Source organism: Hyphomicrobiales bacterium, assembly GCA_017642935.1.
Classification (GTDB): Bacteria; Pseudomonadota; Alphaproteobacteria; order Rhizobiales; family MH13; genus MH13.
This window is the reverse complement of record JAEPOK010000002.1, coordinates 1,302,821-1,319,717: the sequence shown is the minus strand read 5'-3', so window position 1 is coordinate 1,319,717 and position 16,897 is coordinate 1,302,821. Positions and strand designations below refer to the sequence as shown.

Here is a 16,897-nt window from a genome sequence, read left to right as displayed (position 1 = left end):
CCTAATTCGACCAGGCGTTCAGCGCCTGCTGGAACACGGCCACACCGTCATTGCCTTTTTCGAAGGTGATGATGGCCCGGCGATTGTCGTCGTAAAGGATCGGCAAATCGAACCAGCGACCATCGCGGAGCAGTGGAACATTGACCGCTTGATCGGCTTCACCGGCTGCCAGAGCCTGCCAGAAAACACCCTCGCCAAGATCGACGATGGCGCCGCGAAGCGGATCGCCACCAGACTGTTCCTGCGGCTTCACGACAACACCGACCAACTCGGCGATGCTTGTCGCGGGGAACGCTTCGGACAGTTCAAAATCAAACTCGATCAAGTGGGTCGCAGGCAGGGCATCATCAAGATTGCGGCTGATGCGCATGTTCATGAGAATGCCGCGCGCCGGCACTTCGATCGTGCCGAGGATTGCCGGATTGTCACCTTCTTCCAGGCGCCATACGGCACGGCCAGGCGCCGTGAAGCCGTCAGCATCAGGCGTCAAACCTTCCTCATAAAGGATCGCAGTTTGCGCAACTGGTAGACCTGACCCAGTCGGCTCGGTGCTGGCCACTTCAGGCGTTGTGCTCGGCGTCTCCGCCGGCACTTGTTCAACCGTTCCCTGGTTGTCGGGCAAAAGGCGTTCGCTGGAACGCGTTGGGTCGGACCCTACGGTGCGAACCTCCGGCGCTTCTTCAAGCGGCTCTTCGGCGATGACCGCAACCTCCTCGCCAGGTTCATCCTGCGTCAAATAGGGGTCGAGCAAGCCGAGCTGCCAGGCGGCAATGCCGCCGCCTGCAACAACCAAAAGACCAATCACGCCAACCAGCATGCCGGCCATGCCGCTGCGTTTCTTGGCGGGCTTGGTTTCAGGCTGGCTGCGCTCAGGTTCAAAATCAGGCAGATCGGCCGCTGCCGGTTCGTCAACAGTCACCGGCTGCGGATCGTCAAACGTCGGTGGCGGATCGAACCGTGGTCCTTCGGCAGCCGCAGGCACAGCAACAGCTGGTGTGGCGGCCGACGGAGCCGTAGGCGGCGAGACCGGTGCTGCAGGTGTTACTGGCGCAGGCTGCGCAGGAGGCCGAGCAGGCGGTCTGGCTGGCGTGGGCGCAATGCCTGGCGTGGTCGGCGGTGGCGCAACCGGTGTTGCCCGCGAGACCGGTGCTGGCCGCGCCGGCGGTGTTGGCGCAGGCGTGGCAGGTGTTGCCACTGGCGGCGTGGCGGGTGCGGACGGTGCAGCAGCCGGGGCGCCTGGTAAAATACCACCATTGGCAGCCACATCAGCTTCAACCTTGCGGATGGCCGATTCAAGCGCAAGTCGTTGGCGCGAAATGTCTTCCGGAGGAAGCGGCGGTTCAAAGCCGGTTAACTGACGGACAAGCGCCTGCCGCGCACGCTCATAAATCTTGCGACGCTCTTCGCCCGGCGCACCAGGCCGTGAAGCCAGCGCCTTGCGCAGAATTGCATCAAAATCTGCCATACTCACACCAATCTAGAAGCGTGCCGCCACCTGCGCGAATACCCGTCACGCGCACCTCTCCCGGCCAGTAATGCCCAATGAACACAGTGCCGGTCAATGGCTTGCACGCGGACAATCTGCCAGATCAATGGCTTAGCACATCAAAGCCGACCACATTGTTAAGGACGCAGCCCGACACAATACCGTTTAATCCTTAAAAGGGTCGTGGACCAAAATTGTGTCATCGCGCTGTGGGCTGGTCGAAAGCAGCGCCACCGGCGCGTCGATCAGCTCTTCGACAAGACGCACATATTTCACCGCCTGGGCCGGCAAATCAGCCCAGCTGCGCGCGCCTGCCGTCGTGTCGGACCAGCCTTCCATGCGCGTGTAAACCGGCTTGGCCCGAGCCTGTTGGCCCTGGCTGGCTGGCAGATAGTTGATCACCTCGCCGTCCACCTCATAGCCGGTGCAGATCATCAACTCGTCCATGCCGTCGAGCACATCGAGTTTTGTAAGCGCGATGCCGGTAATGCCGGATGTCTTAACCGTCTGGCGCACCAGCACGGCATCGAACCAGCCGCAACGACGCTTGCGCCCGGTCACGACACCAAACTCATGGCCCTTGGTGCCAAGAAATTCGCCGATCTCGTTGAGCTGCTCGGTTGGGAAAGGCCCCTCGCCCACCCGAGTGGTGTACGCCTTGGTGATGCCAAGCACATAGTCAATCCCGCCTGGACCAATGCCCGAGCCGGTCGCGGCCTGGCCTGACACGGTGTTGGAGGAGGTGACAAACGGATAGGTGCCGTGGTCGATGTCTAGCAACGCGCCCTGCGCGCCTTCGAACAGGATGCGTGAACCTTTGGCACGGTGCTCATCCAGCACCTGCCAAACCCGATCAATAAAAGGCGTTATCTTGTCGGCAACCTGCAGCAACTCATCGAGCACAGCCTGCGCCTGAATCTCCGGCGCTTCCAGCCCGCGCCGCAGCGCGTTGTGGTGGGCGAGCAGGCGGTCGATCTTGGCCGGCAACGTAGCTGGATTGGCCAAATCCATCACGCGGATCGCCCGACGGCCAACCTTGTCCTCATAGGCGGGGCCGATGCCACGCCCCGTGGTGCCGATCTTCGTGCCGGTTTGCGTGGCAGCGCTTTCGCGCATGCCGTCCAGCTCACGATGCAGCGACAGGATTAGTGTGGCGTTATCGGCGATGCGCAGCCGCTCTGGCGTGATCGCAACGCCCTGATCTTCAAGCGTCGCGATTTCTTTGACCAGATGGTGCGGATCGATGACCACACCATTGCCGATCAGCGACAACGTACCCTTGCGCACAATGCCTGACGGCAAAAGCGACAGCTTGTAGACGGTCTCGCCAACAACAAGCGTATGACCGGCATTGTGCCCGCCCTGGTATCGCACCACCACATCGGCACGCTCCGACAGCCAGTCGACGATCTTACCCTTGCCCTCGTCGCCCCACTGCGAGCCGACCACCACCACATTTGCCATTCTCATCCATTCCCGTTTTTGGCGCACGTCTGTTTGTGCCAAACACAAAGGCGCCCCGCATGATGATTGAAGGCTCAACCGACCACCGGGGCGTTCGCTTTCCCTTAGCACATCTTCAGAGGATGCAAGCCCCTACCAAGGCGAATGCACGCCCGCGTCCACCGACGCCTTGCGCCGCGATGCCAAAACGTGTTGGTGCGGGCATGAAATTCTTCGACCGCCCCTACCTGTTGCTCACACTGACCACACTGTTTTGGGCTGGCAACGCCATCGCCGGCAAGTTGGCGGCCGGGGTGATTCCCCCATTCACGCTGACCTTTGTGCGTTGGACATTGGTGGTCTCCATTGTCTATGTGGTCGCCCGCCCACACCTTGCTGCGCACCGCGACACGATCCGCAAGCACGGTCTGTTCGTGGCGTTTTTGGGCGTGCTCGGGTTTTCTTTTTTCAACTTTGCGCTTTACGGCGCGCTCAACTTCACCAGCGCGCTCAACGTCTCCATCGAACAATCGGCCTTCCCTTCGGTCGTGATGCTGCTCATGTTCATCATCTACCGCGAGCGCATCAGTGCGCTTCAAGGGTTGGGCGTTTTGCTCTCCGTGATCGGCATCCTGATCACCGTGAGCCAAGGCAGCCTTAGCCGGTTGATGGCGCTGGAATTCAACATCGGCGACGTCATCATGATGATCGGCGTCTTTGTCTATTCGCTCTACTCAATTCTGTTGCGCTACAAACCGCAGCTGCCCTGGCAAGTGTTCATGCTTCTGATGGCCATTGGCGCGACGGTCACGGCATTCCCCTTGGCGGTCTGGGAGGTGTCCCAAGGCGTCTACCCGCAGGCGAGTTGGAAGGTGCCGGCCTTGCTTGCCTACATCGTCATCTTTCCCTCACTGCTGTCCCAGGTGTTCTGGGTGCGCGGCGTGGAACTGATCGGACCAAGCCGCGCCAGCGTGTTCATCAATCTGGTGCCGGTGTTCGGATCGGGCCTTGCCGTCCTCATCATCGGCGAGGCCTTTGCCAGCTATCACGCGGCTGGCATTGTGTTTGTGGTCAGCGGTGTCATGCTGGCCGAGTGGGCCGGCAAACGCCGTGCCGACCGCATCGCTGCACAAACCACGCCTGAGTCCGTTCCCAAATAGTGCCACCAACACGCCATGGCGAAGCTCTACTTTCACTATTCAACGATGAACGCTGGCAAGTCGACGATGCTCTTGCAGGCGGCCTACAACTATGCCGAACGGGGCATGACGACGGTCTTGCTGACGGCACAGCTCGACCAAAGGGCTGGAGAAGGCGTGATCGGCTCACGCATCGGCATCAAGGCCTCGGCCGACACCTACACGCGTGAAACAGACCTTTACGAGTTCACCGTCAGTCACCTGGCGAGCCTCGCCAAGAGCGGCGATGAACGCCCCGCGTGCATCCTGGTAGATGAGGCCCAGTTTCTGACCGAGGAACAGGTTTGGCAGCTGGCCCGCATCGTTGACGACATCAAAATTCCTGTCATGGCCTATGGCCTGCGGGTCGACTTTGCCGGCCAACTCTTCCCTGGTTCAAAAGCCCTGCTGGCGCTTGCCGACGAACTGCGGGAAGTGCGCACCATTTGCTGGTGCGGGTCGAAGGCCACCATGGTTGTGCGCGTCGGCGAAGACGGCAAAGCAGTCACCGGCGGCGCGCAGGTCGAGATCGGCGGCAATGACCGCTATATCTCGCTCTGCCGCAAGCATTGGCGCCACGCGATCAATGAAGCCCAGGGCGGTTCGATCAAGCCGATTGACCCCGTTCACGGCACCTTCCGTCCCGACGACGAGGATGGCAAGCCAGACAGCTCACAGCGCTAGGCTTGCCGTGACTTGGCCAACAGGATGCCTTGTGGACGGCCAATGCGGTTGATGACATCTCCCGCGCACCACCATATGACCGGTCGAAGCCGAAAAGGGCGAAACCGACTGGTTGTCCAGTCTGCCGGATATGCAGTTGGCTACTGGGGTTCGATTTCTTCTTCCTCAACAATATTTGGTTCGGGCGGCGCCGGTGAAGAAGGCTCAGGAGAATCCTCGTTATCGTCGTCTTGGCAGGTGAGCCAGGTATGGGCGATGTTGCCCGAGAAAAGATCGATCACAGGGTCAGGTGTGCCCTGACAAACGTAGCAGGCGCTGCGGCATTGATAGGGTTCGCTCAGGTTCAAAACCTGTCCGCCAGCAATCTGGCAATTGAAAGCAAAACGCTCACAATAGGCAGCGTTTCCAGCGCAAACAGGCGCACCGAGCTCGGCATCGGCGAGTGTACGTGAACAGACACCTAGGTTCTGAGCATGCGCTGAGGCGAAAGTGACAACCATAAGCGCGGTCACAGACAACCCTTTGGTGATCTTTCTAGCGGTCATTTCAACCATCGGTTCGGTTACGCAAAAGGCGCCGAAACCTAACAGAGTGTGAATTGCATTGCAGAGTAAGAAGTTAGTAACCTTAATTCACCCATTTCCTAGTCAGTGATTATTAGCCGCTGCTCTCAGCCCAGCGGCAGGTTGTTAGCGGGTGTTCTGTCAACGACGGCGTTAGAAATGGCAGGCAACGGGCCAGCGAGATGGCGTGAGACAACGTTCGCGCCAATTGACCGCAACGGCGCAAAACGGGTGGTACCGGCGATGAAAGGCGACTAGAGGTCGGCCAACCTTCTGCAACTGCCGGACGCCAATGCCTGCTACCACCCAAAAAACCATGTCGACGACCGCCTGGCTGCTGCTGCTGTTGCTTGCCTCCCTGTGGGGCAGTTCCTTCGTCTTCAGCAAAGTGGCCGTCGCTGAAATCCCACCGCTGACACTGGTCCTGCTGCGCGTCTCCTTGGCCGCGACCACGCTGCACATTGCCTGTCTGGTCATGGGCGTACGCTTGGCGACCACGCGCAGGGCCTGGGGCGCCTATTTCCTGATGGGGGCGCTCAACAATGTGCTGGCCTTCTCGCTGATCTTCTGGGGCCAGCAGTTCATTGAGGCCTCGCTCTCGTCGATCCTGAACGCAGCCACTCCCTTTTTCACCGTGCTGATCGCCGGGCTGGTCCTGGCCGACGAACGCTTTACGGTGACAAAAATCATCGGCCTCATGATCGGATTTGCTGGCGTGGTGTTGGTGATCGGACCGCGCCACTTGCTCGGCCTCGGCGATCATTTGCTGGCCGAACTGGCGATCATCGGTGCATCGATCGCCTATGGATTGTCCGGCGTGTTCGGACGGCGTTTTGCCGCCGAAAACCCGATGGCAACCGCGACCGGTCAGCTCACCGCCGCCTCGGTCATGATGGTGCCGCTGGCCTTCCTCGTCGAGAGCCCGCTTGAGATCGGCGTGCCCTCCCCGCCGGTCGTGTTTTCGGTGCTGGCGCTGGCGATTGTCTCCACCGCACTCGCCTACATGCTGTTTTTTCAGATTTTGAAGACCGCCGGCGCAACCAACACATCGCTTGTAACGCTGCTGGTGCCGGTGTTCACGGTGCTCATCGCCGTGCCGGTTCTCGGCGATACGATGGATGCGCTGAAACTGCTTGGGCTAACGGTGATCGGCGTTGGGCTGATGGTTCTGGACGGGCGGCCCCTACGCTACGTGCGCAAGCGCCTGGCGCGGGATTGAACAAAAAAAGCCTCGGATCGCCTCAGGCGTCCGGGGCTTTTGGGATCTAATTTCGCTGGTTAAAAACTCAGCCGCTTGGCCTGAACCACATTTTCCAGCTCTTCGATTTTCTTGAGCACATCATCACTCACCGGCTCATCGACCTGGACAAGCGCGATGGCATCATCGCCTTTTTCGGCACGACCGAGATTAAACGTCGCGATGTTGATGTTCTCCGCACCCAACAGCGTGCCCAAGCGACCGATAAAGCCCGGCTTGTCGTTGTTGGTTACGTAAAGCATGTGCTCGCCGAACTCGCCTTCCATGTTGATCCCTTTGATCTGGATGAGTCGCGGCTTGCCGTCGGCAAACACGGTGCCGGCAACCGAGCGTTTCTGGCGCTCTGTGGTGACTGTCAGGCGCATATAGGTCTCATAGGCGCCCTCCTGACCACGCTTGGTTTCTTCCAGCGCGATGCCGCGCTCTTTGGCCATCGCTGGGGCCGAAACCACGTTGACGGTGGAAAGCAGCGGACGCAGAACGCCAGCCAGCGCAGCCGAGGAAAGCGCTTGGGTGTTAAGCTCGGCAATGTCCCCGGCGTACTCAATGGTGATACCTTCAATCGCGGTTTCCGTCAGCTGACCGGCAAACGAGCCAACCAACTCAGCAAGCTTGACGAACGGTGCCAAGCGCGGCGCCTCTTCAGCAGAGATCGACGGCGAGTTGAGCGCATTGGTGACCGCACCAGTGGTCAGGTAATCGGCCATCTGCTCGGCCACCTGAAGCGCGACATTCTCCTGCGCCTCGGTGGTGGCTGCGCCCAGATGTGGCGTGCAAACAAGGTTCGGCGCTCCAAACAGCACATTGTCGGTGGCAGGTTCTTCGGCAAAAACGTCCATGGCAGCACCGGCCACGTGGCCGGAGTCGAGCGCAGCGCGCAACGCGTTCTCATCGACCAGGCCGCCGCGGGCACAGTTGATGATGCGCACGCCTTTTTTCATCTTGTTGATGGCATCGGCGGAAAGGATGTTCGCCGTTTTGTCGGTTTTTGGCACGTGCAGCGTAATGAAGTCGGCACGGGCCAGAAGCTCATCCAACTCAACCTTGTCGACGCCAAGCTCCACGGCACGCTCTTCGGTGAGGAAGGGGTCATAGGCCACGACACGCATTTTAAGGCCAATCGCGCGATCCGCGACAATGGAGCCGATATTGCCGCAGCCAATCAAACCGAGCGTCTTGCCAGTGACCTCCACGCCCATGAATTTTGATTTCTCCCACTTGCCAGCCTGCGTCGAGTTATCGGCGGCAGGGATCTGACGGGCACAGGCCAGCATCATCGAAATCGAATGCTCGGCGGTCGTGATGGAATTGCCGAAGGGCGTGTTCATCACGATGATGCCGCGCGAGGTCGCGGCTGCGATATCGACATTATCGACACCGATACCGGCTCGACCGATCACTTTCAGGTTATCGGCAGCGGCAATCAGTTTGTCAGTCGCTTTGGTGGCCGAACGGATTGCCAGACCATCATAATCGCCGATCATGGACAGTAGCTTCTCCTTGTCCTTGCCGAGGCCTGGCTCAAAGGTGACGTCGATACCGCGAGACTTGAAGATGTCCACGGCCGTGGGTGAAAGGCTGTCAGAAATAAGAACGCGAGGGGCCATCTGAGGCACTCCTGATTGTCATGAATGAGTTGGGGAAATGGTCGCCAGACTTGGCACCAAAACACGGTTAGGCGGCGCTTCCGCGCCGACCATAGAAGAGAGAAATGGCGATCAGGCGGCAGCCTGGAGCGCTGCTTTCTCAAGCGCGAACGCCCAATCGAGCCACGGCATCAACGCCTCCATGTCGGAGGCTTCAATCGTGCCTCCAGCCCAGATGCGAAGACCAGCAGGCGCATCGCGGTAGCCCGCAATATCGAGCGCCACGCCCTCAGCTTCCAAGCGCTTGGCGATGGCCTTGGCGAAGGCCGCTTGGGCCGCATGATCGAGTGCCAGAATGTCCGGGTCGACGATTTTCACGCAAACCGAAGTGTTGGAGCGTGTTTCGCGACCCTCTGCCAGATAGTCGATCCAAGGCGTTGCCTGCACAAAGGTGTCGATGACATCGGCATTGGCATCAGCGCGGGCGATGAGCCCCTTCAATCCACCAATCGACTCGGCCCAATTCAGCGCATCCAGATAGTCTTCCACGCACAGCATGGAGGGCGTGTTGATGGTCTCGCCTTTGAAGATGCCCTCGATCAGCTTCCCGCCTTTGGTGAGCCGGAAGATCTTCGGCAGCGGCCAAGCCGGCGTGTGGCTCTCAAGACGTTCGACCGCTCGGGGGGAGAGAATGAGAACGCCGTGGGCCGCTTCCCCACCCAGCACTTTCTGCCAGGAGAAGGTCACCGCATCGAGCTTGTCGAATGGCAAATCCTGCGCAAATGCCGCCGAAGTTGCATCGCAGATAGTGAGGCCCTGGCGGTCAGCGGCGATGGCATCGCCGTTTGGCATGCGCACGCCCGAGGTCGTGCCGTTCCAAGTGAAAACGACATCGGTGTTGTAGTCGATAGCTGCCATGTCTGGCAGCGCGCCGTAGGCCGCTTCGACCTTGGTGGCGTCGAGTTTGAGCTGCTTGACGACGTCAGTCACCCAGCCAGCGCCAAAACTCTCCCAGGCAACCATGGTCACCGGGCGGGCGCCAAGCAGGCTCCACATCGCCATCTCAACGGCGCCCGTATCGGACGCTGGCACGATGCCGATGCGATAATCGTCCGGCACGTCCAGAATCGCACGCGTCTTGTCGATCGCCTCTTTCAGCTTCGACTTACCGACCGATGATCTGTGAGAACGTCCGAGGGCTGCATCTTGCAGACCGTCGAGGGTCCAGCCGGGGCGCTTTGCGCAGGGGCCGGACGAAAAATGCGGATTAACCGGCCGCGTGCCGGGCATTGCAGTGCTCATGATGGCTATCCTTCCAGATAGAAAGCCTCTCGTTGGGGAGAGGTGTCCCACCGCCGGCACTAAGCGAAGAGGAAGGCGCCGTCAATTGCGAAAATCTACCAACCAGCTTTTGGCTGGAGCTGGCGCAAAAAAGCCGCTGGCAGAACCAGCGGCTTGAAGTCGTGTGTAAGGAAAAGGGAGCTTAGTAGCTGCTGTAATGGTGTCCGCCACCACCGCCACCGAAACCGCCCAAGGCATAACGGAAGCCGAGTGTTACATCGTGCGATGAAATGCCGTTGAACAGAACTGGGCTGACAACTGCACCGCCGGTAAATGGATCGACATCGCCGGATTCAGCGTCGCCAATGTGAAGATAACGGTATCCAAGGTCCAAGGTCAGCTGATCGTTCACTTCGAATCCAAGACCAGCATAGAGAGCCCACGCCAACGACCATTCGCCGTTGTCACCTGCAAAAGCAACGCCGCCAGTAGGCGTGTTCACATCGACCATGTCGTCAATCATCGTGTACGACGCACCAACACCGGCGCCGACGTAGGGCGAGATGCCGTGGTAACTGCCCATATCGACGAAGGCATTCGCAAGCAGGACGATTTCCGATTTATCAGCGGTGTAGTCGTTGGTCCCATCCCATGTACCATCGCCAGTTGTGTCGTAGCGATCCAGGCCATCAAAGGCCGTGCGCATCCGATACTCAGCACTGATATCACCGCGGAACCAGTCGTTGAGCCTGTAACCGACCGCGCCACCAACAAGACCACCCGCTTCGAACTGTGCGTGCAAGACGTCGATCACGGCGGCAGTTCCAAGCCGCGAGGGATCCAGCTCATCAACTTCCTGGTTGGTGAAGCCGATATAGCCGCGCAGGTAGAGGTTGCCACCGATCTCGAGCTCATATTCCGGCTCGAAATCGACGATTGGCGGTGGAATGTAGTCGGCTGCATAGGCCACCCCTGAGAACAGGGTCGAGGCGAGCGCACCGATGAACAGAGATTTGGATGTACCCATCACATCAATTCCTTCTTCGCTGTCGAACGGGCTCACGCCAAAGGTGGCAATGGGCCGTTTGCGAGAACAACTATGACGGGCAGAGGTTAAAGCAGGCTTAACCTTGATTTTTAACGTTAAAAATTAAAGTAAATGGCACGTTAAGGCAAGTTAACACCAGGTGAATACTTAAAGGAAGCTTTGTGTTGAAACGAGACAAGCCGCCCTTCCCCTTGGGAAGGATCATGCCGAGAATTTCAGTTTTTTCAGAAAGTTAGGCGGCTTTGCGAAGTGTTTCGCACAGCTCGTCAACCAGCGTCTCAACCAGCGCCGGATCGTCACCCTCAGCCATCACGCGGATCAGCGGTTCGGTGCCAGAGGGTCGAATAACTAGCCGTCCTTGATTGCCCAAACGTTGCTTGGCCGCCTCAATCGCCTCTTGAACGGCATCGCGCGCCAGCGGACTGTCGCCTTCAAACTGCACGTTTTTAAGGATCTGTGGCACCGGCTCAAAGCGGCTGCAAATCTCCGACACGCTGCGCTCTTCGCGCGCCACAACCGACAGAATTTGCAGCGCCGAGACCAGCCCATCGCCGGTGGTCACGAAATCAGAGAGAATAATGTGCCCCGACTGCTCGCCACCAACATTGTAGCCATTGGCGCGCATATGCTCGACCACATAGCGGTCACCAACTTGGGTGCGCACCAGCCCGAGGCCCTTACTTTCCAGGTAGCGCTCCAGGCCAAGATTCGACATCACGGTTGCCACAACACCTGGTTGCGTCAGCCGATCATCGGCGCGCCAGCTGTCGGCCACAACGGCCATCAGCTGATCGCCCTGAACGATGCTTCCGCGCTCATCGACCAGAACGACGCGGTCGGCATCGCCGTCCAGCGCGATCCCAACATCGGCGCGCAGCTCGCGAACCTTGTCGCATAGCGCCTGCGGCTGGGTGGACCCACAGCCGGCATTGATGTTCGTACCGTCCGGATCATCACCGATTGTAATCACCTCGGCGCCAAGTTCCCACAGCACGGCTGGCGCGACCTTGTAGGCAGCGCCGTTGGCGCAATCGAGCACGATACGCAGGCCTGACAGGCTCATTGATCGCGGCAGTGTGCGCTTGGCGAATTCGATATAACGCGCTTGCTCGCCATCAAGACGCTTGGCGCGGCCAATCTGTGCCGGGCCAGCCAACAGCTGCTCAACCGGCGCTTGCATCAGCGCTTCGATCTCAAGCTCGATCTCATCGGACAGCTTGTAGCCGTCCGGACCAAAAAGCTTGATGCCATTGTCGTGAAAGGCGTTGTGCGAGGCGGAAATCATCACGCCAAGGTCGCAGCGCAGCGAGCGCGTCAGCATGGCAACCGCCGGCGTCGGCATAGGCCCGACCAGGAACACATCCATGCCCACCGAGGTAAAGCCTGCGACCAGCGCGTTTTCAATCATGTATCCGGAAAGGCGCGTATCCTTGCCGATGATCACGCGGTGACGATGGCCACCATTGGTGAACAGTTTGCCGGCGGCCATACCGACCTGCATCGCAACGCCCGCAGTCATGTTGCCCGCATTGGCTCGCCCGCGAATGCCGTCAGTCCCGAAAAAACGCCGTACCACTGCTAAACCCCTAGCGACCCAGTACCATTGAAACCCAGACCATAGCGTGTGCGCGCAAAGGCCCGGTTAGCGCAAGCGCAAACGCCATCAAAGATCGTGACCAAGCTTTACACAATACAAACAAAACCCCGGCATCGCTGCCGGGGTTTTCTGCGGTTTTGGTAAACTGGGCGCCTAGCTTGGCTGCGGCTCCATATCGCCAACGCCTTCATCGCCGCCCTTGTCTTTGGGCTTGTGACCGGCGCTTGGTACCGCCGACCCACGCGAGCGCGTCGGTGTATCGTCGATATCTTCGCGCACAGGCGGCTTGCCATCCAGCAACGCCTTGATCTCATCACCGGACAGGGTCTCATACTCCAACAGACCATTGGCGATGGTGTGGAGCTGGTCGATATTGTCCAGCGTGATCTTCTTGGCCGTCTGGTAGCCTTGCTCGACAAAGGCTTTGACCTCTTCATCCACCAATTGCTGCGTGGCTTCCGACACAGACTGGTTCTGCGCCACCGAATGGCCCAAGAACACTTCCTGCTGGTTCTCGCCATAGAGCAACGGACCCAGCTTGTCGGACATGCCAAACTGCGTGGCCATCGCTTTGGCGAGTTTGGTTGCCATCTGGATATCGCCCGAGGCCCCGGAGGTCACTTTCTCGTAGCCAAAGATTTCTTCTTCCGCCACGCGGCCACCCATCGCCACGGCCAAATCGGCGTAGCATTTGGCGCGTGTCAGCGAGACCTGATCCTTTTCCGGCAAGCGCATCACCATACCCAGCGCACGACCGCGCGGAATGATGGTCGCCTTATGGATCGGATCAGACGCTGGCATGTGCAACGCCACCAAGGCGTGGCCGGCCTCGTGATAAGCCGTCAGCTTTTTCTCTTCCTCGGTCATGACCAGCGTACGGCGCTCCGCACCCATCATCACCTTGTCCTTGGCGTCCTCAAACTCGCTCATCGTGACCAGACGCTTGGACCGGCGGGCGGCCAACAGAGCAGCCTCATTGACCAAGTTCATCAGATCAGCACCAGAGAACCCAGGCGTTCCGCGTGCCAGCACTTTCAAGTCCACATCCGGTGCAAGCGGCACATTGCGCACATGCACTTTCAGGATCTTTTCGCGGCCGACAATATCGGGGTTCGGCACAACGATCTGACGGTCGAAACGGCCAGGACGCAACAATGCAGGGTCAAGAACATCGGGGCGGTTGGTCGCCGCGATTATGATCACGCCTTCATTGGCTTCAAAGCCATCCATCTCAACCAGCAACTGGTTCAGCGTCTGCTCGCGCTCATCGTTGCCGCCGCCAAGACCGGCACCACGATGGCGACCAACTGCATCGATCTCATCGATGAAGATGATGCAAGGTGAATTCTTTTTGGCCTGCTCAAACATGTCGCGCACACGAGAAGCACCGACACCAACGAACATTTCCACAAAGTCCGAACCGGAAATGGTGAAGAACGGTACATTGGCTTCGCCGGCAACCGCACGAGCGGTCAGCGTCTTACCCGTACCCGGAGGGCCGACAAGCAGCACGCCACGTGGGATACGACCGCCAAGGCGCTGAAACTTTTGCGGGTCGCGCAGAAACTCAACAATCTCTTCCAAGTCTTCTTTGGCTTCATCGATGCCGGCCACGTCGTCAAACGTCACCTTGCCATGCGCTTCGGTTAGAAGCTTGGCCTTCGACTTGCCAAAGCCCATTGCTTTGCCACCCGCGCCGCCCTGCATCTGGCGCATGAAGTAAATCCATACGGCGATTAGCAGCAGCATCGGGCCGAACGAAATCAGCACCGAGAACAGCGAGAAGCCTTCATCCTGCGGTCGTGCACTGATGCGCACGCCAGCATTGGTGAGATCCTGCACAAGGTTGGGATCATCCGGGGCAAAGGTCTGGAACTGACTTCCATCGGTGTAAACACCGGTGATCTGCTGGCCCATAATGGTCACGTCACGGATGCGTCCATTGTCCACTTCTGAGAGGAACTGCGAATAGGCAATGTCCGATCCACCGCCTTGCTGGGTCGGGCCGGAGAACATGTTGAACAGCGCCACCAGCAGCAGGCCGATCACCACCCACAGGGCGAAATTACGGAAGTTGGAGTTCATAAAAGGTCCAATCCTCGACAGGAAAAGGGTTTGGGCTGGCCAGCAGATTGGCGTGTACAAGCCCGTTGATAGGGAAGATAGGTTCCAAACACCCTGTTGCCAAGGAAAGAGCGGTGAATCGCGACAAGATTCCGCAGGATGAGGTTAAAGGGTAGTCGCCATTTGGCACCAACACGCCTTATGTGAAAAGCTCAGATGGCAAAATGCCAAGGAAGGCCATACCCGCCTTGCGGCAATCCTCCTGGCTCGGGCCACCGACCGTGGCAACGACCTCGCCCTCATGCTCAGCGACGGGCAGGCTTGCCAGGATCGCGTGACTCAAACCATCGCGATCCAGTGGGGGCTCAGGATCGCCCGGTTGCCATGCTCGAATGGCCAGCGGGTGTTTGGTCCAATTGCAAATCTCAAAGCGATCGTCCCACCGCGCACTCTCTCCAGGGCCCAAATCGAGCGCTGGGAAACCTGATCGACCCGCTTCGCCGAAGGCGGAAATGCGCTCCATGTCTTGGTCGCGCTGCCAATCCATGACCGCGCCGCCACCGACCCAACGGCCCTTCGATTCGTTAGCGATGCGCCGCGCCAGCGCAACCATCCGGCCTAAGTCGAAAGACAAGGCACGATCGTTCGCTGGTACGCCTAGGCTGCGGGCGACAGATGAGAGGGACAGGCGGAAAAACCGGGCCTGAACCGCGAGAGGCTGGGCGCGCAGGGCCAGACGGCCATCGACAAAGCCGTGAGTTGCGCCGCCAACCTGCTGGAAAAAATGTAGGGCGTAGTGTTCCAGCGCCGCGTTTTCCAAACCCGCGATGCGCGCTGTATCAGCCAGACCATCGACAACGCTTCGCGCGCCGTCGGGCATGGGGGCATCAGCAAGCCAGCGGCGAAACCGCACCCGCGTGTAACTTTCATCCTGGTTGGAAGGATCGTCCGCTGGCTGCCATGGCGTACCGTCGAGAACGGCGTGAAGGTCGCTACGTGACCAATCCAAAAACGGTCGGAAAACACGGGCGCCCTGCAAAAATGTTTCGGTGCGGATGCCAGCAAGCCCTTCGCTGCCGGTGCCACGCGCAGCGCGCATCAGCAGGGTTTCGGCCTGATCGTCCGCCGTGTGGGCCGTCAAGATGACCGATTGTGTGTCTTCGGCTGTTTTGGCCAACGCGCAGTAGCGCTCGGTCCGCGCCCAGTCTTGAGCGTTTCGGGCAAACGGTTTGCGACCGAGTTTAGTAGCCTGAAACTTCACACCAAGCTCGCCACACACTGTGCCAACCATCTTGGCATCAGCGGCGGACTCTGGGCGCAAACCATGATCAATCGTTTGGACGCTCAGGGTTGCGTCAAGCAAACCCGCCTCACACAGTTTGGCCAGTCCGACCAGCATCGCCAGAGAATCCGGGCCGCCAGAAACCGCCAACAGGAGAGAGGAATGGCGTGAAAGATTGGCGCCGACCGTCCGCCAGGCATCATTGATGGCGGCAGATGGACGGTCTAGCACCCAGCAAGGCCCTGCTCTGTGCGAGCGGTGTCGAGCACGATCTGCGGCGCCCGCGGATAGTCGGTCAACAGCTTGGTGAAGGTCGCGCAGGCTTGCTGCTGCGCGCCCAGGCGCTCCAAGCTCATGCCGAGCTTCAACAGCGCGTCGGGCACTTTGATGTCTTCAGGGTAGTTGTTGAAAACCGCCAAGAACTGCTCGGCTGCCGGTGTGTAGGATCCCATCGCGAAATGCGATTCCCCAAGCCAGAAATGGGCATTCGGGCGCAAGCGATCTTCTGGATAGATGTCGATGAAATCGGTGAAGGTCGAAATCGCCTGGCCGTAATCGCCACGCAAAACATGATCATAGCCAAGTTCGTAGACGTCGGACGGGCTGAGGCTTTCCAGCGGATCAATGCTTGCCACTGCACCGCTCAAGGGTTGCTGGGGCCGGACTTCCGGCGCGGCGTTCAGCGTGAGCGAGGAAAGATCAAGCGGCCCGTTCGGATCGGCGATGGTCCCGCCTACGGGCTGACCATCCTGGCCGACACTCAAAGTGCCAAGATCGCGCGGCGGCTCTCCACGCTCGCGCGCCAACAGCACGTCGCGCAATTGCTCGTCGGTCACATTACCATTGGTTTGCAGGCCATCGTTCGCGCCACGCTCCATCGGAAAACCTGAGCCATCGGTGATGCCATTGCCTTCCAATTCCCGCAGCCGAAACTCAGTGTCCTCACGTGCCCGTGTCAGCTCATCCTGCAGCTGGCGCATCTGAAACATGAGCTGTTCCATCTGCCCGACCAAATTGCGCAACTCGCCCTCAAGCCTGTCGACCCGCAGATTGGTTTGCGCATCGGCAGCCGGATTGGACTGAGCAAGGAACGTACCGGTAGACCCTGTGCCAGGGGCGACCGGCTGAATGCCTGCCCCACCAACGGTGCCCGGCACATTCGCGGGCGGCAGGGGCACCTGCTGGCCGGGCGCGACTTGCGCCAAAGCAGGCGCGGCCAACGATCCGGACAGGAGACAAAGGCAAAACAAACGGGAAAGGGAGGTCATAGAGAAACCCTTCGCAAAACATCGTGGCGCCAATCTGGCGTGTTGCCGCTCTGGTTTCCACCCAAAGGCGGCAAATGTGAGGACAAGAACACGGTCAAAAGAGTCGCGACTTCAGGCCAGACCGTCTGGTTTTAGTCGCGACAAACGGCCGGTTAGTCG

General features: G+C 59.4%; 13 protein-coding genes. 3 read left to right on the top strand and 10 right to left on the bottom strand.

From position 1 onward, the window contains the following. Position 1: 1 nt before the first annotated feature. Together JJ917_15675 and JJ917_15670 are read right to left on the bottom strand one after the other, a co-directional pair. Positions 2-1,465, bottom strand: a complete 1,464-nt coding sequence (locus tag JJ917_15675; GenBank protein MBO6700267.1) for a hypothetical protein — start codon at positions 1,463-1,465, stop codon at positions 2-4. Between the two features lie 186 nt (positions 1,466-1,651). After that, entirely contained in the window at positions 1,652-2,950 is a 1,299-nt protein-coding gene (locus tag JJ917_15670; protein MBO6700266.1) for an adenylosuccinate synthase, read from the bottom strand. A gap of 203 nt (positions 2,951-3,153) precedes the next feature. Between JJ917_15670 and JJ917_15665 the strand changes: the two genes are divergently transcribed. Then, a complete protein-coding gene (locus JJ917_15665; GenBank protein MBO6700265.1) occupies positions 3,154-4,089 on the top strand; it encodes a DMT family transporter in 936 nt (311 codons plus the stop codon). 15 nt (positions 4,090-4,104) lie between these two features. Then, positions 4,105-4,791, top strand: coding sequence for a thymidine kinase (locus tag JJ917_15660; GenBank protein MBO6700264.1), 687 nt, complete (start codon positions 4,105-4,107; stop codon positions 4,789-4,791). A gap of 140 nt (positions 4,792-4,931) precedes the next feature. On the opposite strand, the gene JJ917_15655 is transcribed toward JJ917_15660, so the two are convergent. After that, the gene (locus tag JJ917_15655) at positions 4,932-5,336 is read right to left on the bottom strand and encodes a hypothetical protein (protein MBO6700263.1); all 405 of its coding nucleotides are present in this window, start codon (positions 5,334-5,336) and stop codon (positions 4,932-4,934) included. 310 nt (positions 5,337-5,646) lie between these two features. Here JJ917_15655 and JJ917_15650 point away from each other — a divergent pair, with 310 nt between their 5' ends. Then, entirely contained in the window at positions 5,647-6,573 is a 927-nt protein-coding gene (locus JJ917_15650; protein MBO6700262.1) for a DMT family transporter, read from the top strand. A gap of 59 nt (positions 6,574-6,632) precedes the next feature. On the opposite strand, the gene JJ917_15645 is transcribed toward JJ917_15650, so the two are convergent. The 7 genes from JJ917_15645 to ybgF all read right to left on the bottom strand — a co-directional run bounded on the left by JJ917_15645 (position 6,633) and on the right by ybgF (position 16,738). Further along, on the bottom strand, positions 6,633-8,219 hold the full coding sequence (locus JJ917_15645) for a phosphoglycerate dehydrogenase (protein MBO6700261.1): 1,587 nt from the start codon (positions 8,217-8,219) through the stop codon (positions 6,633-6,635). Between the two features lie 111 nt (positions 8,220-8,330). Beyond that, positions 8,331-9,500 (bottom strand): phosphoserine transaminase, encoded by a 1,170-nt coding sequence (locus tag JJ917_15640; protein MBO6700260.1) that lies wholly within the window; start codon positions 9,498-9,500, stop codon positions 8,331-8,333. A 181-nt stretch (positions 9,501-9,681) separates the two neighbouring features. Continuing rightward, positions 9,682-10,506, bottom strand: a complete 825-nt coding sequence (locus tag JJ917_15635) for a porin family protein (GenBank protein ID MBO6700259.1) — start codon at positions 10,504-10,506, stop codon at positions 9,682-9,684. Between the two features lie 253 nt (positions 10,507-10,759). Continuing rightward, positions 10,760-12,103 carry a phosphoglucosamine mutase gene (locus JJ917_15630; GenBank protein ID MBO6700258.1) on the bottom strand — a complete coding sequence of 448 codons (1,344 nt, stop codon included), beginning with the start codon at positions 12,101-12,103 and terminating at the stop codon, positions 10,760-10,762. Between the two features lie 174 nt (positions 12,104-12,277). Then, positions 12,278-14,209, bottom strand: a complete 1,932-nt coding sequence (gene ftsH, locus JJ917_15625; GenBank protein ID MBO6700257.1) for an ATP-dependent zinc metalloprotease FtsH — start codon at positions 14,207-14,209, stop codon at positions 12,278-12,280. Between the two features lie 178 nt (positions 14,210-14,387). After that, complete coding sequence (tilS, locus tag JJ917_15620; protein MBO6700256.1) at positions 14,388-15,701, bottom strand: tRNA lysidine(34) synthetase TilS; 1,314 nt, start codon at positions 15,699-15,701, stop codon at positions 14,388-14,390. Then, positions 15,695-16,738, bottom strand: a complete 1,044-nt coding sequence (ybgF, locus tag JJ917_15615; GenBank protein MBO6700255.1) for a tol-pal system protein YbgF — start codon at positions 16,736-16,738, stop codon at positions 15,695-15,697. Before ybgF ends, tilS begins: the two co-directional genes overlap by 7 nt. Positions 16,739-16,897: the final 159 nt, after the last annotated feature.

What these genes read in the sequence shown, in the direction of transcription:
- JJ917_15640 (MBO6700260.1), bottom strand. Translation starts at nt 9,500, where the DNA reads ATGAGCACTGCAATGCCCGGCACGCGGCCGGTTAATCCGCATTTTTCG.
- JJ917_15650 (MBO6700262.1), top strand. Translation starts at nt 5,647, where the DNA reads ATGCCTGCTACCACCCAAAAAACCATGTCGACGACCGCCTGGCTGCTG.
- JJ917_15645 (MBO6700261.1), bottom strand. Translation starts at nt 8,219, where the DNA reads ATGGCCCCTCGCGTTCTTATTTCTGACAGCCTTTCACCCACGGCCGTG.
- JJ917_15660 (MBO6700264.1), top strand. Translation starts at nt 4,105, where the DNA reads ATGGCGAAGCTCTACTTTCACTATTCAACGATGAACGCTGGCAAGTCG.
- JJ917_15635 (MBO6700259.1), bottom strand. Translation starts at nt 10,506, where the DNA reads ATGGGTACATCCAAATCTCTGTTCATCGGTGCGCTCGCCTCGACCCTG.
- JJ917_15670 (MBO6700266.1), bottom strand. Translation starts at nt 2,950, where the DNA reads ATGGCAAATGTGGTGGTGGTCGGCTCGCAGTGGGGCGACGAGGGCAAG.
- JJ917_15665 (MBO6700265.1), top strand. Translation starts at nt 3,154, where the DNA reads ATGAAATTCTTCGACCGCCCCTACCTGTTGCTCACACTGACCACACTG.
- JJ917_15655 (MBO6700263.1), bottom strand. Translation starts at nt 5,336, where the DNA reads ATGACCGCTAGAAAGATCACCAAAGGGTTGTCTGTGACCGCGCTTATG.
- ftsH (MBO6700257.1), bottom strand. Translation starts at nt 14,209, where the DNA reads ATGAACTCCAACTTCCGTAATTTCGCCCTGTGGGTGGTGATCGGCCTG.
- ybgF (MBO6700255.1), bottom strand. Translation starts at nt 16,738, where the DNA reads ATGACCTCCCTTTCCCGTTTGTTTTGCCTTTGTCTCCTGTCCGGATCG.
- JJ917_15675 (MBO6700267.1), bottom strand. Translation starts at nt 1,465, where the DNA reads ATGGCAGATTTTGATGCAATTCTGCGCAAGGCGCTGGCTTCACGGCCT.